The organism is Peribacillus sp. ACCC06369 (assembly GCF_030348945.1).
GTDB lineage: Bacteria > Bacillota > Bacilli > Bacillales > DSM-1321 > Peribacillus.
The window spans coordinates 4771421-4795570 of the sequence record NZ_JAUCEN010000002.1; the positions used below are offsets into that span (position 1 = coordinate 4771421).

Consider the following 24150-nt stretch of genomic DNA (forward strand, 5'->3'; position numbering starts at 1 on the left):
ACCTTGAGTCAACAATCATCCAAGGTGGCTTCACCATATTCATCATTTTTTATTTATTATATTCCGTGGTGTAAAAAGTCTTATACTGTCCAGGTAATATTCTCCCGGTCTCCTCATCCCAATACCCTTCTACTGAATAGGTGCTAGAATTTACATTATTATTTTCTGCCGTTAATCGTACCTCGGTCGCATTGGCACCTGCATTGCCTTTAATATAATGATTGCGCCCACTTTTTGAGTCTTTATTGCCAGCTTTCACATCCACTGCAGGAGATACATTCGTGCCATCGCTTTTTTCGAGCCAATACTTCGTATAAGTATTCGTACCTTCTTGTGAAAAATACATCCTCACCTTCCATGTATTCCGTTCTGTAGTCGTTTGGCGATACTTTGTACCTGTAGATGTGTTTGCTTGATCTTTCTTAATCATAAAAGAATATCCCGAATTCTCATTTCCAGCTTCAACTGAAAGCGTTCCTAACCCGATTGAGCAAGCTAAAATAGTACCTAATGCTATTACTCTTCCTTTTTTCATCATTATAATTCCTCCTGAAATTTGGTATTACTGCAATTTGACTTTTATTCTTTCTCTTCTCCTTTTCTCTAATAAAGTTTTATAGTACAAGAAAAAAGAGTAGGTTCTATTTCAGAATTAAAACGCGAAACTCCAGATCTGACATCATGCAATGACAACACACAGTCAAAAGACACGCTCATGGCAAAAACACCGCTGATTATCGAGCGGTGTTTTCATTCGTCTTCTCACATAAAAAGGCCGTTTAACATGTAAGTTAAACGGCCTTCACCTCTTATAACTATTTTGATTTTTTAACGGTTACTTTTGTTGCTTTTCCTGTATTGCCCGCTTTGTCTTTTGCTGAAGCATATAATGCGGACCCTGCCTTTTGCTTGCTGATTTTAATGGAGAAGTTCCCCTTGTTATCAGCTTTTGCCGTTCCGATGTTTTTATTGCTGTACTTCACGGTAACGGTTGAACCGATTTCCGCTTTACCTGTTACTTTGGTGGCTTTGTCGTTCACTTCATTCACTTTCGGTGCTCCTGGAGCCGTTTTATCTTTAACCGTTACTTTTGCTGCTTTTCCTGTATTGCCTGCTTTGTCTTTTGCAGAGGCATATAATGCGGACCCTGCTTTTTGCTTGCTGATTTTGATGGAGAAGTTCCCCTTGTTATCAGCTTTTGCCGTTCCGATGTTTTTATTGTTGTACTTCACGGTAACGGTTGAACCGATTTCCGCTTTACCTGTTACTTTGGTGGCTTTGTCGTTCACTTCATTCACTTTCGGTGCACCTGGGGCGGTTTTATCCAGAACAGTTACGGTTGTCGCCTTACTTTCCCGTTTTGCTAGATCTGTAGCTGTGACTGAAAGTTTAGTGCCAGCTTTTTGTTTGCTGATTTTCACTTTGAAATTCCCTTTGCTGTCCGTGTTACCTGAACCAATTACTTTTTTTGCATTATTTTTGACCGTGATTTTCATGTCCGCTTGTGATTGACCAGTTACATACGTATCTTTGTCACTTACAGCTTTAACGGTTGGCTTATTAGGGGTTTCCCCTTTCTTCACGAATACTTTGATTGAAGAGGTTGCCAGTTTTGAAGAATCAGAGATATTCACAGTAAGCATTTGCTCAGCTTTTTGGACCGGAATCGTAACGGTGAACGTTCCGTTAGCTGACGCCGTTCCTTTACCGATCGTTTTGCTTCCGCTTTTCACTTCGATTACTGAACCTTTTTTAGCTGAACCAGTCAGTTTTGTTTGCGTATCCATCACAAGATTGACTTTTGCTTTTAAATCCACTGCACTAAGTGCACTGTATGCATTCAGCCTTCCATATCCGGATACTAAATCTTTTCCGACAGGAAGTTCTTCTTCTGGTATTATGATTTCTCCATCCTCAGGTGGATAGTCCTCATAAGGGTCTACATTATCTTCTTCTTCAAAAGCAACATATTCCGATGTCTCATGAAGGATTTCCCTTACTTCATTCAATTTCAATCCAGGGTTTCCGGATAATAACAAGGCCGTAGCTGCCGCAACATGGGGAGCTGCCATTGATGTACCATCCATATAGGTAACATTTCCATTAGGTACAAGGCTCGGGATGCCTGTCCCTGGAGCGACCATGTCCAATTTCGTTCCATAATTGGAATAATCCGATACTAAATCAAGGGCATTGGTTGCGCCGACGGAAATGGCGTATTTAGATGATGCAGGATAAGAAAGACCTTCCATCCCATCATTACCGCTTGCTACGACAACCATTACATTTTTGGCGGCTGCATCTTTCAAGGCGTGTTCAATCGTCCTGCTATATTCTCCGCCCAAGCTAAGGTTTATGACCTTGGCACCATGTTCCACGGCATATTTAATGCCTAGTGCAATTTTCTCATTGTCTCCATATCCTGAAGAGTCCAAGACCTTTACAGGCATGATTTTAGCTACTGGATTGATTCCTTGCATGGAATAGCCATTGTCTGCTTTTGCAGCGATAATTCCGGATACATGTGTACCATGGCCATTGTCATCGACGGCATTTCCCTTCTTATCAATGAAATTCTTGCCTAAGTCCATGCGAACCGTATCTTTCAAATCCGCAAGTGAATCATCGACACCTGTGTCGATAACCGCTACTAATGTATCCTTTAGATTACGTTTCTTAATAAGGTTTTGCAGTTTTTCGTTATCGATGTCCGCACCCTTTATGCCCTCTTCACCACCGAGGTTATTTAAAGACCATTGATACGATGATTGAATATCGGCTGAAAGTGCTTTATACGTTTTTACCGGTTCGATATATTCCACTTCTGGAAGATTTTCAATACCGGAAAGAGCTGCTGTGCTCATTTTTGCTTGATTCTTTAACTCTACGACATACATATCATCATACAGAACCTCTTGTTTCTTAGGTGCCGATAATGTTCCATATCCTTTTCCGCTTACTTTGGATTGGACAGAGCTTAATGACTTCCCTGGTTTAAGTTTGACGATATATTTGTTCTTTATATTTTTCGAAGCCGGAACTTCAATTCCCGCTTTGCTTGCGATATCGACGATTCTCTCACCGGCAAGCTTATCAAGATTGATTTTCTTTGCAATGCCGTCCATATCCTTTTTCAATCCAGCCGGAGCGACGTCTGCCGTCTTAGTGAATAAAGCTTTAATCGCTTCTTGCTGCTTGTTGCTAATGACTGCCGTACTGCTTGCTCCATTTTCATTAAGATCCTCAATAAGGGGCTTAATGACGACTAAATGATTATAGACGGCTTCCCTTGCCGTTTTATTACCAGCCAGATGAAGTGCCAGGAATGGAGAAGCCTTATAGTATAAAGAGGACATGGTGCGTCCCTCAGATGATTTCGTGAGAACTTCATCTCTAAACACGCGGAGTGTTTTCAACATGGATTCTCCCGTTTTCTTATCGTTTACACTCAATTCAACCGGGCATGATTCGAGATTTTCCCCTTCGTCCCCGGCAGATGGTGGCAATGTCACTGAATGGGCATTGATGGAGTATTCAGCTACATTTTCCGCATCCGGTAGAGGATTTCCTTCATCATCCGTATCGCCGAAATATTCAACTTTAACATAATATGTGCCGTCCCAAGCATATGGGAAATCGACTACAGCTTTTTCATCAGGATAAGAAGAGACAAAATAATTGCTCTCATCTTTTTCTGCTTTTTCTTTATCTTGATATACGGAAATATTCAAGATTTTATCCGAATTGACTTCGAACTCAATATGGGAGAATTTTTGTATTTCTTCTTGTGTGGGACTGATTTGATACCATTGAACACCCGGCTTTTCAAACTTCCCGTCCAAAGTGTCCCCATTTTTAATCGTATTTACATTTTCAATAGGTGTTACAGCTGCAGCTTGAGAATTTTGTGGAACCAAGCTGAAAATCAGTGCAAAAATAAGCACAAACACCGTAATTCGACTCACATTCTTAAATTTCACAGTTCCGCCTCCAATATTTGGTTATAAAATAACAGTACTATACCAAACTATCACACTGTATAATTTTATCAACCAATTTTTTCCCTTTTTTATGAGAAATGCTTGATATAATTGGACAGCGAGCAGAAAAATGATTCTCCTGTACCAATTAAGCAAGATATTTGAGCTCCGATCGACACCTTATAAGGATTGTTGATGCCAAAATTTGATAGATTCATCGTTAATGGACTTAAATCGGTGAAAATCCTAACATGACCTAATTCCTAAGTTCCGCCAATGCCCGCGAAAAAAAAAGCTGTCCCAGCATTAAAACATGCGGAACAGCTCTCATTCGATTTCGTTAGTTTGCGACGATATTGACTAATTTACCTGGTACAGCAATGACTTTACGGATGGTTTTCCCATCGATTTGTTCTTTGATGGAATCATCACCCATCGCAATTTCTTCCAACTTTTCTTTCGTAGTGTCAGTCGGCACCATTAATTTCGTTTTGACTTTTCCGTTGATTTGGATGACGATTTCGACTTCGTTATCCACTAACTTCGCTTCGTCGAACGCCGGCCATGTTCCGTATGTGATGCTCTCGGAATGGCCTAGTTTAGACCAAAGCTCTTCGGCGATATGCGGTGCAACCGGTGCAAGCAATTTGACGAAGCCTTCGATATATACTTTAGGAAGCGAATCGGCTTTATAAGCATCATTGATGAAAACCATCAATTGTGAAATCGCCGTATTGAATTTCAATTCTTCATAATTCTCGGTCACTTTTTTAACTGTTTGATGATAGACTTTTTCAAGCTTGCCCGTGTCATCCGTTTCGGTCATCTTATCTGTGATCGAACCGTCTTCGTTGACTAATAAACGCCAAATGCGGTCAAGGAATCTGCGGGAACCGTCCAATCCGTTTGTAGACCAGGCAATCGAAGCATCCAATGGTCCCATGAACATTTCGTACATGCGAAGTGTATCTGCACCATGGCTTTCAACGATATCATCCGGGTTCACGACATTCCCTTTTGATTTACTCATTTTTTCATTATTCTCGCCAAGGATCATCCCTTGGTTAAATAGGTTTTGGAAAGGTTCCTTCGTTGGCACAACACCGATATCGTATAGGAATTTATGCCAGAAACGAGCGTAAAGCAAGTGAAGCACCGCATGCTCAGCGCCGCCAATATAAATGTCGACCGGCATCCATTCTTTTAATTTTTCAGGATCTGCGAGTGCTTCCTTGTTGTCCGGATCGATATAACGAAGGAAGTACCAGCTGCTGCCTGCCCATTGTGGCATCGTATTTGTCTCACGGCGCCCTTTTCGTCCGTTTTCATCCGTTACGTTCACCCATTCCGTAATGTTCGCAAGTGGTGATTCGCCCGTACCCGAAGGCTTGATGTCCGTAGCTTTCGGTAAAATCAATGGAAGTTCTTCTTCCTTCACTGCAGACATCGTGCCGTCTTCCCAATGAATGATTGGAATCGGTTCACCCCAGTAACGTTGACGGCTGAATAACCAGTCGCGAAGACGGTAAGTTATTTTCTTCGTGCCGATTTCTTTTTCTTCCAGCCATTTGATCATGGTTGAAATGCCTTCTTCTTTATTCAATCCATCAAGGAATTCCGAATTCACATGAAGGCCATCGCCTGTATATGCTTCACTTGTCACATCTCCGCCAGCTACGACTTCCTTGATCGGCAAGTTGAACTTGACTGCAAATTCATAATCCCGCTCATCATGCGCAGGAACGGCCATGATCGCACCTGTTCCGTAGCTGATCAACACGTAATCAGCAATCCAGATCGGCATTTTTTCGCCGTTTACCGGGTTAATGGCATATGCCCCCGTGAACACGCCTGATTTATCCTTAGCCAAGTCTGTTCTTTCCAAATCGCTTTTATGTTTCACTTCATCTAAATATGCGTCGACTGCCGACCTTTGATCAGCTGTCGTAATTTTATCGACAAAGTGATGTTCAGGTGCCAATACGGCATATGTTGCACCGAATAACGTATCTGGACGGGTCGTGAATACCGTGAATGTATCTTCAAAGCCATCGATATTGAATGTAACCTCCGCTCCCTCGGAACGTCCAATCCAGTTACGTTGCATATCCTTGATGTTTTCAGGCCAATCCACATCATTCAAATCGTCGATTAAGCGGTCCGCATAAGCCGTGATTCGAAGCATCCATTGTTTCATCGGGCGGCGCTCAACCGGATGGCCTCCACGCTCACTTTTTCCATCGATGACTTCTTCGTTCGCCAATACCGTGCCAAGAGCCGGACACCAGTTAACGGCCACTTCATCAATATATGCAAGGCCCTTTTCATATAATTTCAAGAAGATCCATTGCGTCCATTTGTAATAGTCGGGATCTGTCGTGTTTATTTCGCGATCCCAATCATAAGAAAAACCAAGGGCTTTGATTTGGCGGCGGAACGTGTTGATATTGTGCTCCGTGAATTCAGCTGGATCATTTCCCGTATCGATCGCATATTGCTCTGCCGGAAGTCCAAATGCATCCCAGCCGATCGGGTGTAAAACATTATACCCCTGCGCCCGTTTCATACGTGCTAAAATATCGCTTGCCGTATAACCTTCCGGGTGCCCCACATGAAGACCTGCGCCTGAAGGGTATGGGAACATATCCAGCGCGTAGAATTTACGTTTGCCGCTTTCTTCACCCGTTTTGAATGTCTTATTGCCTTCCCAATACTGCTGCCATTTCGTTTCTATGCTTCTATGGTCAAAACTCATATGATTTCCTCCTAATTTCCGTATAAAAAACAATAAAAAACCCCTCATCCCAAAATAGGGACGAGAGGATTATGTATATCTTCCCGCGGTACCACCCACATTGGCGATAGCTAAAATCCGCCCAGCTTAAAACATCCGTAACATGGATTAAAACGCCAGGCATTACTTTTTACCTTCACACCCGGAACTCCAAGGGGAGTTCACGACCCTCCCAGGTTGACTTGCACCACCCGTCAACTCTCTTTACTGGAATCAAATCGCTACTGTTCCTCATCATAGTCTTTATGAGAATATTTGATTATATTAATTCTAGTCAATTTCACCGATAATTGCAATAGCCGTACATAAACATTATCGACAGGTTTTTCATTATATATTCGAATTCAAGGAAAATCGTGCAAAAAAGGGAGCTATGCATCCATAGCTCCCTTGCTTCCCTTTAATGCCGCAGTAAAATCATTTCATTTTTCAATTCATTCATCTGCTGCCGCATCCGCGAAAGCATATCCCGTTGTTGGGCATTCGAACTGGCATACAATCGTTCCATATCCGTCAAAGCCTCTTCGATATACTTTTGCGAATTTTGAAATTGTTCATCATCATAATGCTCCTGCCGTGAGGCCTCGTTAAATTCAAACTCTGCAAAATGGAGAGCTCCTTCACATTGCTCTAAAAAATGATCGACGGATTGTCTGGTTGCCATTACAAACCCTCTCCTTCGCGTCTCATGTGGATGATTCGGAATCATCTTGTTTAGTTTGAGCAAATAACGAGTGGATTATCATTTTTTTTGAGGAATCAACCTTTATCCCAAAACTTCTCCCCATGATGGGAAATGAACTGCTCGATCCACTCGGCAAAGCCCATATGGAGTTTCTCGCCTTCTTCAAAATCATCAATATGGCCTTTTACCATTAAATAATCCTTATCACCTTTAGCGACGGCTTCCCCATCTATCACGATATTATCTTGATAAATGCATGCCACTTTATAACATCCTTCGTATGAATTTTCATATGTGTAATTAACAATATCATCCAGGCTGTATAAATCATTTTCCCCGCCAGATTCCACATTATCGAATAGACGGCATCCATTCGTTATTTTTAAAAACTCTTTATAATCATCGGGCAGAAGCAATCCGGTTTTCTTTTCAAAGGAATGAATTTGTTCATCCGAAGCAGGTGAATTGAAGGTGCAAGTGGCTTTGTATATGAACCCATCTTCATTTACTTCGATCACCTGATTATTTTCGGCTAATTTCTTTTTCATTTGATTAATCGCTTCTTCAACTTGACCGGTCATGTCCATCAGCTCCCGATTGGATATAGTCATTCATTAGATATACTGAAAATAGCAGCTAAATTTTAACCTTCAAGTATACAGTATACGCTTATTTTTCAAAAAAAGACCTAGCTGCCAGAATGTTGTATAATATATGTTGCGCTTTATTTTTAATTAGGAGGTTGCTGATTTGAATCAAGCAAACCCGTTTATATATGCAACGGATAACAAACGATATCATACATGGAATTACCACTTGAGAAATCATTTTGGACATAAGGTTTTTAAAGTTGCCCTGGATGGCGGTTTTGACTGCCCGAACCGTGATGGCACCGTCGCACATGGAGGCTGCACCTTCTGCAGTGCCTCAGGCTCGGGTGACTTTGCGGGCAGCAGGGTTGAACCGTTAGAAGTCCAATTTAAGAAAATCAGCGAACGGATGCATCATAAATGGAAAGACGGAAAATATATGGCCTATTTCCAAGCGTTCACGAATACCCATGCACCCGTGGCAGAGCTTCGCGAGAAATATGAAAGTGTATTGACCCAGGAAGGTGTCGTCGGACTCTCCATCGCGACACGCCCGGATTGCCTCCCAGATGATGTAGTCGAGTATTTAGCGGAATTGAACGAGCGCACTTACCTATGGGTGGAACTCGGTCTCCAGACGGTTCATGAAAAGACCGCGACGGTGATCAACCGTGCCCATGACTTCAATTGCTACAAAGAGGGTGTCGATAAACTGCGTAAACACGGCATCCGCGTATGCTCCCATATCATCAATGGTCTTCCTCAGGAAGATTACGAAATGATGATGGAAACAGCCCGGGAAGTCGCCAAACTCGATGTGCAGGGCATAAAGATCCATTTACTTCATCTATTAAAAGGGACACCAATGGTCAAACAATATGAAAAAGGCCTACTTGAGTTTCTCGACCGTGACGATTATGTCAGCCTGGTATGTGACCAGTTGGAAATTATCCCTCCAGAAATGATTGTTCACCGCATTACGGGTGACGGTCCGATCGATTTGATGATCGGACCAATGTGGAGCGTCAATAAATGGGATGTCTTGAATGCCATTGACGCCGAATTGAAACGCCGCCACAGCTGGCAGGGGAAAAATCATCAGACGGAGGTACAAACATGAAGCTTGATCGAATTTTGCCATTCGCCAGGATTCTGCTTGAAAAGGCGGTTCAGCCTGGAGATATAAGCATTGATGGCACGATGGGCAACGGTTTTGATACGGTCTTTCTTGCAGGACTTACAGGTGAAAACGGACATGTCTATAGTTTTGACATTCAGAAAGAAGCCCTCCAAACCACAGCGGCGAAACTGAAGGCCGAGAATTTACAAGCGCACTGCACCCTCATTCACGATGGGCATGAACAATTGAGCAAATACATCAGGCAAGAACATTCCGGAAAGATCACAGGTGCCATATTCAACCTAGGCTACCTTCCTGGCGGAGACAAATCAATCATCACCCAAGCAGATACGACGATATCGGCCATTGAACAGCTGTTCGAGATGCTGGCACCAGAAGGCATCATCATCCTCGTCATTTATCATGGACATCCAGGGGGATCTGAAGAACGGGATGCATTGATGGATTATGTACGGGACTTTCCTCAACAGAAAGCGCATATCCTGAAATACGGTTTCATCAACCAAGCCAACAATCCGCCATTCATCGTGGCGATTGAAAAGAGATGATCACGCATGACACCGTTCTTTAGTAACGGTGTTTTTGCATTAGACATTCGTTTAAGCCTCCACTCGAAGGGTGCATGGAACAAAATATGAAAGCCCCCCTTTTAGACCTATTCGCCAATATCCTCCACATTATAAAAAGATACTTGTTATGTATTCCGTGCACCGGTCATCAAGACGAACGAATTGCTTACAAACACAGGTTAATCCAAATCAAAAGAGCTGCCAAAGATCTCACTTCGGCAGCTTTTTCATTATATCCCGCAGTATGTACCGATCAAACGACATACCCTAATATCTTTAAACGATTTTCAACAAAACTCAGTGCATATTGAAATACATCATCACGCTCTGGCTCGTTGAAGATTTCATGATAAAGCTTCGGCCATTCCTTATATTGCTTTTCACTGGCCAAATTATAATTAAACCACTCACGAACCGCCTTCTTATTCACGATTTTGTCATCTCCGCCCTGCATGACCAAAAGCGGTACATCCTGAATTTCGGGAATCTCTTCAAAAGCATCCTTCATAGCCTGTGCAAGCTCGCGATACCAACGAATCGAAACTTTTGTGATATATAGGGTATCGTTTCTATCGGATTCACGAACTTCAGAACTTCTCGTTGCCATTTCAGGTGTCAATCCGGAATCTACCCTGAACTTAGGCATCACGATGTTCAAACCATGAGAGAGGGCTGTCATGAACTTCGGCGGCTTCGTCATGAGGCCTAAGCATGGTGAAGATAGAATCACCCCTGCAATGTCCCATTCCTCTTCCTGAAGAAGGCGTATCGAGATCAAACCGCCCATGCTGTGACCAAGTAAAAACACCGGCAGCGAATATTCGTAGGCATCTTCTATCCAGCTTTTCACTTCATCTAAATATTCATCAAAGGAATCGATATGTCCCCGGTAGGCGCGTGTTGTCATTCCCTGCCCAGGAAGGTCGCCCATGACCACATGGTATCCGGCTGAAAGCCACATTTGTGTAACCCACTTATAACGGCCGTGATGCTCCATAGCCCCATGAATGATGACAATGACGCCTTTTGCGTCTCCTTCTGTCTCCCATTTCCACATTCGAAATCCCCCTTTCACTTTTCACTTGTTGTATACGATCCATGATAGTTAAAATAATATATATAAATTATAACCATATTCGTGATTTTCGACAAAAAAGAAATCTAACAAGTTGTACATTGGTATTATAAATAGCCAAGTGTATTTGCATACGGTATATTAAAATAATACATAAAAACATTAACTTCGGAAAGGAAATGATTGAAAATGATTATTTATCCGTTTAAAGGCAAAGAACCTGAAATCGCTGAAAGCGCTTATATTGCTGAAAATGCTGTCGTCACAGGTGATGTGAAAATTGGTGACGAATCATCAATATGGTTCAATTCCGTCATTCGCGGTGATGTATCCCCAACCATCATAGGGAAAAAAGTCAGTATACAGGATAATAGCGTCCTGCACCAAAGCCCAAATAATCCATTGATCATCGAGGATGAAGTGACCATCGGCCATCAGGTCATTTTACATAGCTGCAAAATCCGTAAAGGAGCTTTGATCGGCATGGGATCGATTGTGCTTGATGCAGCGGAAATCGGCGAAGGGGCATTTATCGGTGCCGGCAGTCTCGTTCCCCAAGGTAAAGTCATTCCCCCGAACATGTTGGCATTCGGACGCCCAGCTAAAGTCATTCGCGAAATCAACGAAGAAGATCGCCAGGATATGGAACGAATCGTACGCGAATATGCCGAAAAAGGACAATACTATAAAACGGCAGAACGAATAAAATAAACTAACGAGTATTTGCTCCTAACTCGCGAGTAAATACTCCTAACTCACGAGTAAACGTACATAACTGGCGAGTATTTGCTCCTAACTCACGAGTATTTGCTCCAATTCACGAGTAAACGACATAACACGCGAGTATATGCTCCAATCCACGAGTAAACGTTCATAACTGGCGAGTATTTGCTCCAATTCACGAGTATTTGCTCTAATTCGCGAGTAAATGCTCCTAACTCACGAGTAAACGTATATAACTGGCGAGTATTTGCTCCCATTTCACGAGTAAATGCTCCAATTCACGAGTATTTGCTCTAATTCGCGAGTAAATACTCCTAACTCACGAGTAAACGTATATAACTGGCGAGTATTTGCTCCTAACTCACGAGTAAATGCACATAACTCGCGAGTATTTGCTCCTAACTCACGAGTAAATGCTAATTTCGCGAGTAAATACTCCTAACTCACGAGTAAACGTACATAACTCACGAGTATTTGCTCCAATTCACGAGTAAACGTTCCTAACTCGCGAGTATTTGCTCCCATTTCACGAGTATTTGCTCCTAACTCACGAGTAAAAGCACATAACTCACGAGTATTTGCTCCCATTTCACGAGTAAATGCTAATTTCGCGAGTAAATACTCCTAACTCACGAGTAAACGTACATAACTCGCGAGTATTTGCTCCAATTCACGAGTAAACGCACATAACACGCGAGTATTTGCTCCAATCCACGAGTAAACGCACATAACACGCGAGTATTTGCTCCAATCCACGAGTAAACGCACATAACACGCGAGTATTTGCTCCAATCCACGAGTAAACGCACATAACACGCGAGTATTTGCTCCAATTCACGAGAAAGCTCCAAACTCAAGAGTAACTATCGATTTCTTGAATTATTCCCCCTGAAGGCAAAATTAATCCATAAAAAAAGGTGCCCCGCTGTTGCGGGACACCTTTTTTTATGGATTATGCTTGTGCTTTTAATGTTTCTGCTTTATCCGTGCGTTCCCATGGAAGATCGACATCTGTACGGCCAAAATGTCCGTATGCAGCTGTTTGTTTGTAGATTGGGCGACGAAGATCAAGCATTTTGATGATACCAGCTGGACGAAGGTCGAAGTTTGCACGAACTAGGTCAACTAGGACTTCTTCGCTAACTGTACCAGTTCCGAATGTATCAATCGAGATCGATACAGGCTCTGCCACACCAATTGCGTATGCCAATTGAACTTCCGCTTTGTCAGCAAGGCCAGCGGCAACGATGTTTTTCGCAACGTAACGCGCTGCATATGCCGCAGAACGGTCAACTTTAGTAGCATCCTTACCAGAGAATGCACCACCGCCGTGACGAGCGTATCCGCCGTACGTATCAACGATGATTTTACGTCCAGTAAGACCAGCATCCCCTTGAGGTCCGCCAATTACGAAACGGCCGGTCGGGTTGATGAAGTACTTAGTTTGAGCATCGATCAATTCAGCTGGAACAACTGCTTTAATCACATGTTCTTTTATATCGGCTTGAATTTGTTCAAGCGTAATTTCTGCATCATGCTGTGTAGAGATAACGATCGTATCTACACGTACAGGACGGTTATTCTCATCATACTCCACAGTTACCTGTGTTTTACCATCAGGGCGTAAGTAAGCAAGAGTTTCATCTTTACGAACTTTAGCCAAGCGGAATGAAAGTTTATGTGCCAAGGAAATCGGAAGTGGCATAAGCTCTTCTGTTTCATTACAAGCAAATCCGAACATAAGACCTTGGTCCCCTGCACCGATTGCATCGATTTCTTCCTCTGACATGTTTCCTTCACGAGCTTCCAATGCTTTATCGACGCCAGCTGCGATATCAGCAGACTGCTCATCAATGGAACTCAATACAGCACAAGTTTCAGCATCGAAACCATATTTCGCACGTGTGTAACCAATTCCTGCAATGGTATCACGAACGATACGCGGAATATCCACGTAAGCGGATGTTGTAATTTCACCAGCAACAAGCACAAGACCTGTTGTTACACTTGTTTCACACGCAACACGTGCATTTGCATCCTTAGCAAGGATAGCATCTAAAATGGAATCTGAAATCTGATCACAAATTTTGTCCGGATGGCCCTCTGTAACAGATTCAGAAGTAAATAGACGTTTCTTTGACATCATATTTCCTCCTTGGAAGTTAGTATGTTGTAGGCATAAGCCTGATTTTTTACGGAACTCGTTTCCCTCATTAGTTTCAACTATAGACACAGAATTACTTATAAATACACAAAAACCTTCCCTGGCAAATGAGGAAAGGTTTAAAATTCTGTCTTCTATCCTTTCACTCTTATCGTTCAAGGGTTTTTTACCTTGCTCAGGTTAGCACCATCACCACTATTCCTTGAAGAACCATCGCTTTATTTTCGGCGATCGATCTTGGAGTCAAGTTCAATATGGCAGGTTGCTGGGTTTCAAAGGGCCTGTCCCTCCACCAACTCGGGATAAGAGAATCCGTACAATTTAAGATAATATCGTATCAGGTTGGAACTTGTCAATGTTTTTCTAAAAAGAACATATCCGCCCACTTGAAAAAATGGGTTGTTTCAGCGTCTTCAAAGGGTTTCCAAGGTAGAAGGCGAATAGAAATGTTGAAAATTGCCATTAATAATAGAAAATAAAGCATACTAACAGGAATGGCCAATTAGAAATATGTTGCTTAATTACTTCCTATTTAAAATAAAATTTTCACTCCATGTAAGTATATGCAATTGTATTGACTCGGTTCCTGCGCCTTAATAAGGAAAAATGATTAACGAAACCAGTTGAAAATAATCACAAATTAAAAGAAATAGTATAGACTATTTAAATGAATGTGTTATACTAATTGTAATATAAAAACTTAAACAAAGGAAGGTACCTCATATATGAATTCTGTAGATGTTTCTAATGAGTTACACCAGTTATTAACAGGAAACAATGTTCAAACTCAACTTTCAGTTCCTCAATTGGTCGAAAAAGTATTAAGCAGAAATGAAGGCGTACTAACATCAACTGGTGCAGTAAAAGCTGAAACCGGCAAGTATACTGGTCGTTCACCTAAAGATAAATATATCGTGGAAGAATCATCCGTTAAGGATAAAGTCGATTGGGGTTCAGTGAACCAGCCAATTTCTGAAGATGTTTTCAATAAACTATATAATAAAGTAGTTGACTACCTAAAAGCAAAAGAAGAGATTTTCGTTTTCAAAGGTTTCGCTGGTGCAGACGAATCATCACGTCTTCCCATCCGAGTTGTTAATGAATATGCTTGGCATAATCTTTTTGCCCATACTTTGTTCATCCGTCCGAACGAAGAGGAATTAAGAGGTCACGAAGCTGAATTCACAATTCTTTCGGCACCTAATTTCAAAGCAGACCCAGAGGTGGACGGGACTTCATCCGAAACTTTCATCATCGTTTCATTTGAACGCCGTACCATCCTGATCGGCGGAACGGAATATGCAGGAGAAATGAAAAAATCGATCTTCTCGATCATGAACTACTTACTTCCAGAGGCTGGAATCCTTCCAATGCATTGCTCTGCTAACGTAGGACGTGAAGGAGACGTCGCTTTATTCTTCGGACTGTCTGGAACAGGTAAAACAACTTTATCCGCAGACACTAGCCGTAAACTGATTGGCGATGACGAGCACGGCTGGTCTTCTAACGGCGTATTCAACATCGAAGGTGGCTGCTATGCGAAAACGATCAACCTTTCACGTGAAAAAGAACCACAAATTTTCGATGCGATCCGCTTCGGTGCCGTATTGGAAAATGTAGTTGTGGATCCGGATACACGTGAAGCGGACTATGATGATAGTTCATTGACTGAAAACACCCGTGCTGCATACCAAATGCAAGCGATCGATAACATCGTGAACCCAAGTATTGCAGGACACCCAAATACAATCATTTTCTTAACAGCTGATGCTTCAGGCGTTCTGCCTCCAATCAGCAAGCTTTCCAAAGAACAGGCAATGTTCCATTTCCTAAGTGGTTACACTAGTAAATTGGCTGGTACTGAAAGAGGGGTAACTTCACCGGAAGCTACATTCTCCACTTGCTTCGGTTCACCGTTCTTACCGCTTCCCGCTCAACGCTATGCTGAGATGCTTGGTGATAAAATTGACGAGCACAATGCAAAGGTATACCTTGTCAACACTGGGTGGACTGGCGGAGCATACGGAACCGGAAGCCGTATGAAACTTGCTTACACTCGTGCGATGGTACAAGCGGCACTTGAAGGTGAATTAGCGAACATCGAAACGATCAAAGATGAAATCTTCGGTTTGGATATCCCGCTTCATGTTCCTGGAGTTCCTGACGAAGTGCTTCAACCAATCAAGACTTGGGCAGATCCTGCGGCTTATAAACAAGCAGCAACAGCTCTTGCAGCTCAATTCCGTGCAAACTTCAAGAAATTCGGTAGCGTTCCAAGTGAAATCGAAGAACTTGGCGGACCGACAGCTTAATAAATTGTACACAAAAGGACCAAGCTCTTGCTTGGTCCTTTCTTCATTTTGCTCCCCCCCGTGCCAGTTGCAGAGCTTGACTTTCAACCACAAAAAGGGCACTGTCCATAGTCAGCGCCCCCTTTATCCTTATTCCATTATTGATGTTTGTCCAAGTTTTTAGATGATCGCTTTATTCCTGGCTTTTTTCATGGACATCGTTTTGTATTGATATATATTGCCCAGGTTGGCCACCGGGACATCGGTTTCGTTCGCATCAATGCAATTCCGAGTATCCAAAATCAATTTATTGGCCATAAGATCCGATAGCTTATCATAATCCATCCGTTTAAATTCATCATGGTCGGTCAGGACAAGTATCAAGTCGGCACCTTTTACAGCATCTTCCACTGAAACGATTGGCATTTTCCCAGATTGAACATGCGGATCATGCAAGGCTACATCCACATTTTCCATTCCCATCAAGATATTGACGACATCAATGGCGGGACTTTCACGAATATCATCTACATTTCCTTTGTATGAAAGTCCGAAAACCGCTACCTTTGGATGACGGATTCCCTCGAGCATCATTCTTACGCAATTGACAATGTAATAAGGCATCGATACGTTCGTATCACGGGCCAATTTAATGATTCTCGCATACTCTGGTGCCTTTGCTACGACGAAATACGGATCGACTGCTAAACAATGTCCCCCGACTCCAGGGCCTGGTTGGTGAATATTGACACGTGGGTGCTTGTTTGCCATCCCTATGACATCCAAGACATTGATGTCCAGCTGGAAGCAGACTTTCGCCAGCTCGTTGGCAAGGGCGATATTGACATCCCGGAAAGTATTTTCCATCAGCTTGGACATTTCCGCCGTTTTCGCATCCGTCTGAATGATTTCACCTTGAACGAAGGTTTCATAAACTAAGCTCCCTTTATAAGAACATGTTTCCGTAATCCCTCCGACGATACGATTATTATGAACTAACTCTTCAAGAATCCTTCCAGGTAAAACACGTTCCGGGCAATGAACGAGGAAGATGTCTTTACCGATCGTGAGGCCCGTCATTTCTATCATCGGTTTGATATGATCATCCATGCTTCTTGGCGCAATCGTCGATTCGATAATGATGACATTTCCCTTTTTGATAAAAGGAAGAATGGTGGATGTCGCTTCTAAGACGTAGGTTAAATCACATGATTGATGCATATCATCTTTATTTGGAGTAGGGACTGCAATAATGAAAACATCAGCATGTTCCGGGCTTAAAGCAGCTCGAAACTTATTGGAAATAAGTACCTCATGTAATACCTGCTCCAGTCCAGGTTCTTCGATATGGAGCTTACCATTATTCAAATTGGAGATAACCTCAGGCTGGATATCCACGCCGATAACATCGACACCGTGTTTCGCAAACATTAAAGAAGTTGGAAGCCCTATATAACCTAGTCCCATTGTACAAAGTTTCATATTAACCACTCCTATCCTATTTTTCTGCTACACTCGTTTTGTTAGGCAGATTGATAAATATCGATAAAGATTTCCTTCTCTTGTTTCCAATTGTATTTTTGCCGGGCATTCAGGCAATTACTGCTCATTTCCGCCCTTTTTTCAGGATGTTTCAATAGGTAATTGACTCCTTCGGCAATTGACTTTGGATCATGTGAATCGACACACACGCCAATCTGTTCCGCATCGACCACCTTTTGAATTTCAGGAAAACTACAGGCAACCACAGGCACACCGCTCATCATGTATTCAAACAATTTATTTGAAGAAGCGGAGTAGTGATTAAAACAGACATTATTCAATACCTGAAAACCTAAATACGCATTTTTCGTATAATGGAGCAGCTCGTCGACCGGAACCTTCGGTAAGAACTTCACACGATGTTCCAGATGCATGTCGCTTACTTTTTTCATCAAATCATCCTTGATTCTTCCATCTCCTATAAAAACCACTGTCCCACCCTCTATCATCGGTACAGCATCAACCAATTGCTCTAAACCTCTGCCCATTTGAACGCCGCCTTGGTATAACAATATCGGCTCATTCGCTGGCAAATCGAGCAGCTCATGCAAATTCACGGCCGTACTTTCCTCCGGATTGGTTGGAATTGGGTAGTTATGGACCACATTGGGATATAAACCATATAAGTCTTCGTTATATTTAGCTCTCGTATGGTTTTCGGCAATCATTTCATCAACAAATATTAATAGGAATTTCTCCATCATCCCGTAAAGTCGGCTATTATATCCCGTTCTGCTCGTTTGTACCTCATGTGAGTCATATATCAGCTTTTTTCGCCTTAACCATTTACTGCTGATCGCTCCCTGCATTAGCGTATTCAAGTCATTCGAATGATAAAAATCATATTTCCTTTTCCGGCCATGGTGGATCATTTGACCAAAAATGTAGCTCCTTGTTAATAGGGTCGGCAGCTTCGTTTTACTCATGATCAAGGTGCCGATCGCAAGGAGTGCAAGGGAACCGAACAATATTCCCGATCCCACCCAGCCATTGATCAAATTTAAGTTCCACAACGTATTCCAAACCAATAATGCCAGTAGAACGATTTCAAACTTCTTTTTCTTCAATTTGCCTACGATCCTGAGAATCCTATGAAGCGCCTCCCAGCGGTTATTCACCCTAGTGACAGTGAAACCATTTTGATGTTTCTCCTTTTTGGGCAAATCCTTGATCTTCCAGTTATGAATGGCAATCAAATCCACTTCATAACCCGCTTCAGTAAGTGCTGTGCATTCTCTTAGAACCCTTGCATCGTTCGTAAAGTGATTCCACACAAACATACATACTTTCTTCGCCATGTTGTCCTCCAATTCCAGATTTTCAGCCTGACGCTTCCATCACGTTGATGAGACCTTTAATATTTTTGGACCATTGAAAATGTTGTTTAGCATACTGATAACCGTTTTCCCCCAGTTCTTTACGAAGGGCTGGATCTGAGGCCATGGTCAGGATATGCTGACTGATTTCATCAACATTTCGGCTGTCTGCCACCAACCCGCATTTCGCCTCTGTGAGCATCTTCTTGGCCCTTCCAGCAACATCACCGACAATGGGCTTTCCGACACACATATAATCGATGATTTTACCAGGCAGCACCTTGTTGAAGACCTCTTTTTCAACCAAGCTTACATATGCAATGTGAGAAGTTGAAACTTCATGAAGAGTCACTCTTCTATTCATCGCATTAATCACCTTTATATTAGTCAGCCCTTTAGATCCGATCTCCTTCTCCACTTCGGATACCCGATATCCATATCCGATCATCGAGAACTCGATTTGCTTATGTTCCCTTAGCTTTTCAGCCACGGCTATCAGTTTTTTCAGGTCTTGAGCCAGTCCAATATTCCCTGTATAAACGACCTTGATTATTTTTTCCGATACGGGTGTAAGCAAATTCTTTAAAGTCAGCTCATCCGCAGTAAGCGAATTAGGGATGAATTGGATGGTATCCTCCTTGACTCCCTTTGAAACGATATAATCCCTGAATCCAGGACTATTGATTATGATAAAATCCGAATGCCGATATAGCTTCCTTTCCAGAAAGAAAGCGATTTTCAAAACCCACTTATTTGTAAACACTCCTACTCCTATCAACGATTCCGGCCATAAATCCCTGACATCGGTAATGAGTTTCGCCTTCATCTTTTTCTTGGCGATCAACGCCGCCAATGTCGGGAAGATCGGCGGGGTCGTGGCAAACACATAATCATATTTTTTTTCGAGACGGATGATTGTATAAATGAAAAGCCACATCGCTTCAAGATAATGAAGCAACCGCTTTCCCATATTGCTTGTATACCGCTTCACTTTGTCCGGCTTTATCCTGATGACATCTTCTTCAATGCTATCTTCATCCCAAAACTTTGTATCTTGATATAAACTTTGATTAGGATAACTCGGCTTCAATGTGATGACCGTTACCTCAAATCCGTTTCTTTTCAAATGGAGATATATATTTTTCATTCTATTTCCCGCACTTCCGATTTCCGGATAAAAGTTTTGCACGATCATCAGGACGCTTTTCATATTCGCCTATCACCTCTATTCTTGGGTTGTTATGTTCCTGCTTTTCATTGTAAATGCCAGATATTAACTGAAAGTTAAAGAAATATAAAGTCCTTATTAATATTGTAAATATTCCGTTAATTATTGTTTCATTTTTATATTTTCCATGAACTTCCCGCTATAATGGGGAGGACATTTAGAAGGGGAGGAAATGAGCATGCCTAAACAACGTTTAAAGGTCATGACCGTATTTGGTACAAGACCGGAGGCCATCAAAATGGCACCCGTCGTATTGGAACTGAAAAAACATCAAGAAGAAATAGAAACCATCGTGGTGGTCACCGCCCAGCATAGGGAAATGCTCGACCAAGTCTTGCAATGTTTTCAAATAAAGCCAGATCACGATTTGGATATGATGAAGGATAGGCAAACATTAGAAGAAATTACAACTCGAGGCATTGAAAAGTTGAGTTCGCTCATGAAAAATATAAAACCGGATATCGTCCTCGTTCATGGGGATACAACGACAACTTTCATCGCAAGCTTGGCTGCTTTCTATAATAAGATACAGGTTGGTCACGTTGAAGCTGGTCTCCGTACCTGGAATAAGCATTCACCGTTCCCTGAAGAGATGAATCGACAGTTGACTGGAGTCCTGGCTGACTTGCACTTTGCACCGACCAAGAAGGCTGCTGAAAATCTCCTAATGGAAAACAAACAGAATGACCGTATCCACATTACCGGTAACACTGTCATCGATGCCTTGAAAACAACGATACAAAAAGACTACACTCATCCGATCCTCTCCGGGTTGAATGGCGATAGAATGCTATTGATGACCGTACACCGTCGTGAAAATATCGGAAAACCCATGCAAGGAATATTCCGTTCCGTGAAACGGCTTCTTGATGAACATGGGGATATCCAAGTTGTTTTTCCGATTCATAAAAACCCAGTCGTTCGCGAAATCGCTCATGAGATTTTCAACGATAACGATAGGCTGCATATAATCGAACCTTTAGAGGTGATTGATTTCCATAATTTCGCTGCGCGATCCCATCTGATCCTGACAGATTCCGGAGGGGTGCAAGAAGAAGCCCCATCACTGGGTGTCCCAGTTCTGGTATTGCGCGATACGACGGAACGGCCGGAAGGAATAGAAGCTGGCACTCTATTATTGGCAGGGATCGAAGAAGAAAGAATTTACCAATTAACAAATGACCTACTTACGAGTGAAGAGGCCTATAAAAAAATGGCCACAGCTTCCAACCCATATGGAGATGGACTTGCTTCAAAGCGGATTGTTGAAATCCTATTAAAGCATAGTATGAAATCCCCCCTTCCAATATGAAAATGGTTCAATAAAAAAGATGATTAAATCAGCCTGCCACTTTACCGGCAGGCTTTTTCCAATTAGTTAGGTCTATACTTGAGCACCTTCGGAAATCTGTTCAGTCGCGGCACACCTATTATTTGCCCTTATCCCGAAATAACAGCTATTTCTTTTATTGAATCCACGCCAGCATTAACATTCTGGGTCATCACTTGAATCATTTACGAAAGGGGACGCAAAAATAGTTAAAGCAATGAAGGACAAAAAACCACTATTAATTTGTATTTGAAATGGCAGATACTTATGATAGTTTTGATATATCAAAGTTCATTGGATTTAAAAATTTACATTGCTTGGAGGTGTTTAAATGTTCGGGGAAGACCCAAAGTGTATTAATTGTGGAAAAGAAATTAAAGGCGATGAAGTTGTTCTTGTGAAAATGCGTTATCCGAAGCGTAGAGGGATGACTGAAATAAAAGCATATTTAAAAAATGAAGGAAGTTTCATCTGTGAAGAGTGTTTTGATAAAGCTTAAAACTAATATATGATATTTAAATTTATCTCCCTTACTAAGTCCTTGCATAAAAAGGACCACCAAAATGGGTGATCCTCAATTTATCATTTTATTGAACTGGGCTTTTCCCCAAATTTTCGAACCTTTTCTTTTTAAATAAAGTAGGACTGTTAAGAATATGACCACCTCTGATAATGGAATGGCCAGCCATGCTGCATTCGTCCCGAATATAAGCGGTAATGTCAGCAAGAATATCAGCATGAAAATGAACTCTCGCCCAATCGTGATCCAGGCGGCCATCTTCACTTGCCCAATTGATTGGAAATAGGTCATCATGACAAAGTTGACACCCATTAGGATATAGCCGCTAAAGAAGATCCTAATTCCAATTGTAGCAAGTTCTTTAACGTCACTTGAAAAATCACCGAATAAATTCACGATGAAAGGAGCGGCAACCTGTCCCATGAGGGTAATGGATATTCCTGCCCCCATTGCGGTAAAAATGGCAATGCGGACCGTTTCGCGCTTCCTCTTTTCATCTTTTGCACCATGATAATAACTTACCAGCGGCTGGATCGCCGACCCTATGCCGAGAAACATCAACAGCATGACACTATGGGCATAATTCACAATCGAAAATGCAGCTAATCCATCGGTGCCTGCAAGTCGGGAGAACGCATTATTATGAGCGATAGTAAAGACGGATACACCTATTTCCGCTAAGAAACTAGGAAAACCGATCATCATCGTCATCATGAATAGTGACTTTTCAAAACGGAACTTGACGAGACGAAGCGTATTCTTCTTCGTGAAAAAGTGCAGGCTTAGAACCAGTATCCCCAATGCTGCTGCCAAGATCGTACCATAAGCTGTCTCACGCACCCCTAGTTCAAGTACGTAAAGAATAATGAAGTTCAAAACGAAATTGGATATGGCTGTAACGATAAGGGAGGCCATGGCCAAATTCGGATTGCCATTATTCCTGACGAATATGCTTAAAGTGTTTTCCAACGTGAAAACAAAGCCCAGCATCAAGAAAACATTCATGTAGTCCGTTGCAAAGGGAGCCGTTGCTTCATTGGCCCCTAGTGCATAAACAAGCTGATGGTGAAAAGCGTAGGCAATCAGACCAATGATTACGGTGAATATCGTAATCAAAATGATGGAATGGGTGAAAATAAAGCGTGCACGGCCATAATTCCTTGCCCCCATGCTTTGTGAATAAAGTGTTGCGCCCCCTACCCCAATCCAAATCGACATCGCTACAAAAATCGTATAAATGGGCCCTGCTATATTAACTCCTGCAAGGGCAACCGATCCAAGTTTATTGCCGACCATCACGCCATCGACAACAAAGTTCAATGCCATCAATACCATTCCTATCATGGAAGGAATCAAATAGCGTAAAAAGACCCTTCCCGTCGATTCCATCTCCAGTAGATTTTGTTGTTGTTTTTCTCTTAATGACATGTTTACCATCTCCTGCTATTCGACCTTACTTTGAAATACCTCTCCAAAAAATGGACCATGACGCTGCAAGTTTTTCCGCCACCCGCTCTCGATTATCGGCATAAACCAGTTCAACCATAATGGCCACGATGACACCTGAATACGCCAATGTCAGGGTCCGCGCATTCCCTGTGTTTAAAGCCCCCTCTGATAACCATGATCGGAATATCTCTTCCATTAAGGCTTCCTGTTGAACCTGAAGATCATCAGTCTCCTTCTGTATTTCATTGTATAGATGTGTTGGCGGAAAGAATCCCATGCGAAGCCAGAACTTCAAACTTTCTACCTCCTGGAACATCTTGATCATTTCTTCCAAAAATCCGTATAGCGTCTCTTCCGGATCACTGTTGCGCATCATTTTGAAATACTCCACATAAGACGAAAGCTCCATTTCCTTGGCGTCCATAAGGACAGATAAAAACAGATCGTCCTTCCCTTTAAAGTGAGAATAAATGGATTGTTTCCTTATTCCGACTTCTTCCGCAATTTGTGAGAGTGAAGTCCCCTCATACCCATGAATCGAAAAATATTTGAGTGCCGCTTTTTTTATTTCATCGCTTTTCATAATAAGGTTCACCTTTCATTGCCGAATATTCTTTTTTGTATTTCTGATAAACCTATCATACCCTAACGAACGTTCGTCAGGCAAGTTTTTATAATAAAAAACACACAAATCATATTCCCTGTGATGAAATAAAGGAGGATAAGATATCTCCGTCGAAATGAAAGTCATGT

At 42.1% G+C, this 24150-nt stretch carries 20 protein-coding genes, 1 riboswitch and 1 other annotated feature; of the genes, 6 read left to right on the top strand and 14 right to left on the bottom strand.

Annotated elements, in window-relative coordinates; translation table 11 throughout:
• Nucleotides 1–49: 49 nt before the first annotated feature.
• The 5 genes from QUF78_RS24165 to QUF78_RS24185 all read right to left on the bottom strand — a co-directional run bounded on the left by QUF78_RS24165 (nucleotide 50) and on the right by QUF78_RS24185 (nucleotide 8040).
• Nucleotides 50–535, bottom strand: coding sequence for a DUF2712 domain-containing protein (locus tag QUF78_RS24165; RefSeq protein WP_289326697.1), 486 nt, complete (start codon nucleotides 533–535; stop codon nucleotides 50–52).
• 280 nt (nucleotides 536–815) lie between these two features.
• Nucleotides 816–3980 carry a S8 family peptidase gene (locus tag QUF78_RS24170; protein WP_289326698.1) on the bottom strand — a complete coding sequence of 1055 codons (3165 nt, stop codon included), beginning with the start codon at nucleotides 3978–3980 and terminating at the stop codon, nucleotides 816–818.
• 340 nt (nucleotides 3981–4320) lie between these two features.
• On the bottom strand, nucleotides 4321–6735 hold the full coding sequence (leuS, locus tag QUF78_RS24175; protein ID WP_289326699.1) for a leucine--tRNA ligase: 2415 nt from the start codon (nucleotides 6733–6735) through the stop codon (nucleotides 4321–4323).
• Nucleotides 6736–6788: 53 nt separating this feature from the next.
• Nucleotides 6789–7021 (bottom strand) — a binding site (T-box leader).
• Nucleotides 7022–7174: 153 nt separating this feature from the next.
• A complete protein-coding gene (locus QUF78_RS24180; RefSeq protein WP_289326700.1) occupies nucleotides 7175–7438 on the bottom strand; it encodes a DUF2524 family protein in 264 nt (87 codons plus the stop codon).
• Nucleotides 7439–7533: 95 nt separating this feature from the next.
• On the bottom strand, nucleotides 7534–8040 hold the full coding sequence (locus QUF78_RS24185; RefSeq protein ID WP_289326701.1) for an SMI1/KNR4 family protein: 507 nt from the start codon (nucleotides 8038–8040) through the stop codon (nucleotides 7534–7536).
• A gap of 169 nt (nucleotides 8041–8209) precedes the next feature.
• On the opposite strand from QUF78_RS24185, the gene mnmL reads away from it, so the two are divergent.
• Nucleotides 8210–9169, top strand: coding sequence for a tRNA modification radical SAM protein MnmL/YtqA (mnmL, locus tag QUF78_RS24190; protein WP_289326702.1), 960 nt, complete (start codon nucleotides 8210–8212; stop codon nucleotides 9167–9169).
• Entirely contained in the window at nucleotides 9166–9738 is a 573-nt protein-coding gene (gene mnmM, locus QUF78_RS24195) for a tRNA 5-(aminomethyl)-2-thiouridylate-methyltransferase MnmM (RefSeq protein ID WP_289326703.1), read from the top strand. Before mnmL ends, mnmM begins: the two co-directional genes overlap by 4 nt.
• A gap of 274 nt (nucleotides 9739–10012) precedes the next feature.
• Here mnmM and QUF78_RS24200 read toward each other — a convergent pair whose 3' ends face one another.
• Entirely contained in the window at nucleotides 10013–10816 is an 804-nt protein-coding gene (locus QUF78_RS24200) for an alpha/beta hydrolase (protein ID WP_289314668.1), read from the bottom strand.
• A gap of 210 nt (nucleotides 10817–11026) precedes the next feature.
• Here QUF78_RS24200 and QUF78_RS24205 point away from each other — a divergent pair, with 210 nt between their 5' ends.
• Complete coding sequence (locus tag QUF78_RS24205; RefSeq protein ID WP_289318282.1) at nucleotides 11027–11545, top strand: gamma carbonic anhydrase; 519 nt, start codon at nucleotides 11027–11029, stop codon at nucleotides 11543–11545.
• A 450-nt stretch (nucleotides 11546–11995) separates the two neighbouring features.
• Here the strand turns inward: QUF78_RS24205 and QUF78_RS24210 are convergent, their stop codons facing one another.
• The 3 genes from QUF78_RS24210 to metK form a co-directional block, all read right to left on the bottom strand.
• Nucleotides 11996–12145 (bottom strand): hypothetical protein, encoded by a 150-nt coding sequence (locus QUF78_RS24210; RefSeq protein ID WP_289326704.1) that lies wholly within the window; start codon nucleotides 12143–12145, stop codon nucleotides 11996–11998.
• Between the two features lie 36 nt (nucleotides 12146–12181).
• The gene (locus QUF78_RS24215; protein WP_289326705.1) at nucleotides 12182–12349 is read right to left on the bottom strand and encodes a hypothetical protein; all 168 of its coding nucleotides are present in this window, start codon (nucleotides 12347–12349) and stop codon (nucleotides 12182–12184) included.
• A 160-nt stretch (nucleotides 12350–12509) separates the two neighbouring features.
• Entirely contained in the window at nucleotides 12510–13703 is a 1194-nt protein-coding gene (metK, locus tag QUF78_RS24220; RefSeq protein WP_289314667.1) for a methionine adenosyltransferase, read from the bottom strand.
• 163 nt (nucleotides 13704–13866) lie between these two features.
• Nucleotides 13867–14030: riboswitch (SAM riboswitch) on the bottom strand.
• Between the two features lie 416 nt (nucleotides 14031–14446).
• Here metK and pckA point away from each other — a divergent pair.
• Complete coding sequence (pckA, locus tag QUF78_RS24225) at nucleotides 14447–16033, top strand: phosphoenolpyruvate carboxykinase (ATP) (RefSeq protein WP_289326706.1); 1587 nt, start codon at nucleotides 14447–14449, stop codon at nucleotides 16031–16033.
• Between the two features lie 159 nt (nucleotides 16034–16192).
• On the opposite strand, the gene QUF78_RS24230 is transcribed toward pckA, so the two are convergent.
• The 3 genes from QUF78_RS24230 to QUF78_RS24240 are packed head-to-tail and all read right to left on the bottom strand — an operon-like array spanning nucleotide 16193 to nucleotide 20080.
• On the bottom strand, nucleotides 16193–17494 hold the full coding sequence (locus tag QUF78_RS24230) for a nucleotide sugar dehydrogenase (protein ID WP_289326707.1): 1302 nt from the start codon (nucleotides 17492–17494) through the stop codon (nucleotides 16193–16195).
• Nucleotides 17495–17535: 41 nt separating this feature from the next.
• Nucleotides 17536–18852 (bottom strand): glycosyltransferase, encoded by a 1317-nt coding sequence (locus QUF78_RS24235; RefSeq protein ID WP_289326708.1) that lies wholly within the window; start codon nucleotides 18850–18852, stop codon nucleotides 17536–17538.
• A gap of 22 nt (nucleotides 18853–18874) precedes the next feature.
• Nucleotides 18875–20080 carry a glycosyltransferase family 4 protein gene (locus QUF78_RS24240; RefSeq protein WP_289326709.1) on the bottom strand — a complete coding sequence of 402 codons (1206 nt, stop codon included), beginning with the start codon at nucleotides 20078–20080 and terminating at the stop codon, nucleotides 18875–18877.
• Between the two features lie 196 nt (nucleotides 20081–20276).
• Here QUF78_RS24240 and wecB point away from each other — a divergent pair, with 196 nt between their 5' ends.
• Both wecB and QUF78_RS24250 read left to right on the top strand, forming a co-directional pair.
• Nucleotides 20277–21410, top strand: a complete 1134-nt coding sequence (gene wecB / locus QUF78_RS24245; protein ID WP_289326710.1) for a non-hydrolyzing UDP-N-acetylglucosamine 2-epimerase — start codon at nucleotides 20277–20279, stop codon at nucleotides 21408–21410.
• A 349-nt stretch (nucleotides 21411–21759) separates the two neighbouring features.
• A complete protein-coding gene (locus tag QUF78_RS24250; protein ID WP_289326711.1) occupies nucleotides 21760–21927 on the top strand; it encodes a Fe3+ hydroxamate ABC transporter substrate-binding protein in 168 nt (55 codons plus the stop codon).
• Nucleotides 21928–22002: 75 nt separating this feature from the next.
• Here QUF78_RS24250 and QUF78_RS24255 read toward each other — a convergent pair whose 3' ends face one another.
• Entirely contained in the window at nucleotides 22003–23376 is a 1374-nt protein-coding gene (locus tag QUF78_RS24255; protein WP_289326712.1) for an MATE family efflux transporter, read from the bottom strand.
• 25 nt (nucleotides 23377–23401) lie between these two features.
• On the bottom strand, nucleotides 23402–23980 hold the full coding sequence (locus QUF78_RS24260) for a TetR/AcrR family transcriptional regulator (RefSeq protein ID WP_289326713.1): 579 nt from the start codon (nucleotides 23978–23980) through the stop codon (nucleotides 23402–23404).
• Nucleotides 23981–24150: the final 170 nt, after the last annotated feature.

Excerpts from the sequence above, each read along its gene's own strand:
- QUF78_RS24165 (WP_289326697.1), bottom strand. The coding sequence starts at position 535 with ATGAAAAAAGGAAGAGTAATAGCATTAGGTACTATTTTAGCTTGCTCA.
- leuS (WP_289326699.1), bottom strand. The coding sequence starts at position 6,735 with ATGAGTTTTGACCATAGAAGCATAGAAACGAAATGGCAGCAGTATTGG.
- QUF78_RS24180 (WP_289326700.1), bottom strand. The coding sequence starts at position 7,438 with ATGGCAACCAGACAATCCGTCGATCATTTTTTAGAGCAATGTGAAGGA.
- QUF78_RS24185 (WP_289326701.1), bottom strand. The coding sequence starts at position 8,040 with ATGACCGGTCAAGTTGAAGAAGCGATTAATCAAATGAAAAAGAAATTA.
- mnmM (WP_289326703.1), top strand. The coding sequence starts at position 9,166 with ATGAAGCTTGATCGAATTTTGCCATTCGCCAGGATTCTGCTTGAAAAG.
- QUF78_RS24200 (WP_289314668.1), bottom strand. The coding sequence starts at position 10,816 with ATGTGGAAATGGGAGACAGAAGGAGACGCAAAAGGCGTCATTGTCATC.
- QUF78_RS24210 (WP_289326704.1), bottom strand. The coding sequence starts at position 12,145 with ATGGGAGCAAATACTCGTGAGTTATGTGCTTTTACTCGTGAGTTAGGA.
- metK (WP_289314667.1), bottom strand. The coding sequence starts at position 13,703 with ATGATGTCAAAGAAACGTCTATTTACTTCTGAATCTGTTACAGAGGGC.
- pckA (WP_289326706.1), top strand. The coding sequence starts at position 14,447 with ATGAATTCTGTAGATGTTTCTAATGAGTTACACCAGTTATTAACAGGA.
- QUF78_RS24230 (WP_289326707.1), bottom strand. The coding sequence starts at position 17,494 with ATGAAACTTTGTACAATGGGACTAGGTTATATAGGGCTTCCAACTTCT.
- QUF78_RS24235 (WP_289326708.1), bottom strand. The coding sequence starts at position 18,852 with ATGGCGAAGAAAGTATGTATGTTTGTGTGGAATCACTTTACGAACGAT.
- QUF78_RS24240 (WP_289326709.1), bottom strand. The coding sequence starts at position 20,080 with ATGAAAAGCGTCCTGATGATCGTGCAAAACTTTTATCCGGAAATCGGA.
- wecB (WP_289326710.1), top strand. The coding sequence starts at position 20,277 with ATGCCTAAACAACGTTTAAAGGTCATGACCGTATTTGGTACAAGACCG.
- QUF78_RS24250 (WP_289326711.1), top strand. The coding sequence starts at position 21,760 with ATGTTCGGGGAAGACCCAAAGTGTATTAATTGTGGAAAAGAAATTAAA.
- QUF78_RS24255 (WP_289326712.1), bottom strand. The coding sequence starts at position 23,376 with ATGTCATTAAGAGAAAAACAACAACAAAATCTACTGGAGATGGAATCG.
- QUF78_RS24260 (WP_289326713.1), bottom strand. The coding sequence starts at position 23,980 with ATGAAAAGCGATGAAATAAAAAAAGCGGCACTCAAATATTTTTCGATT.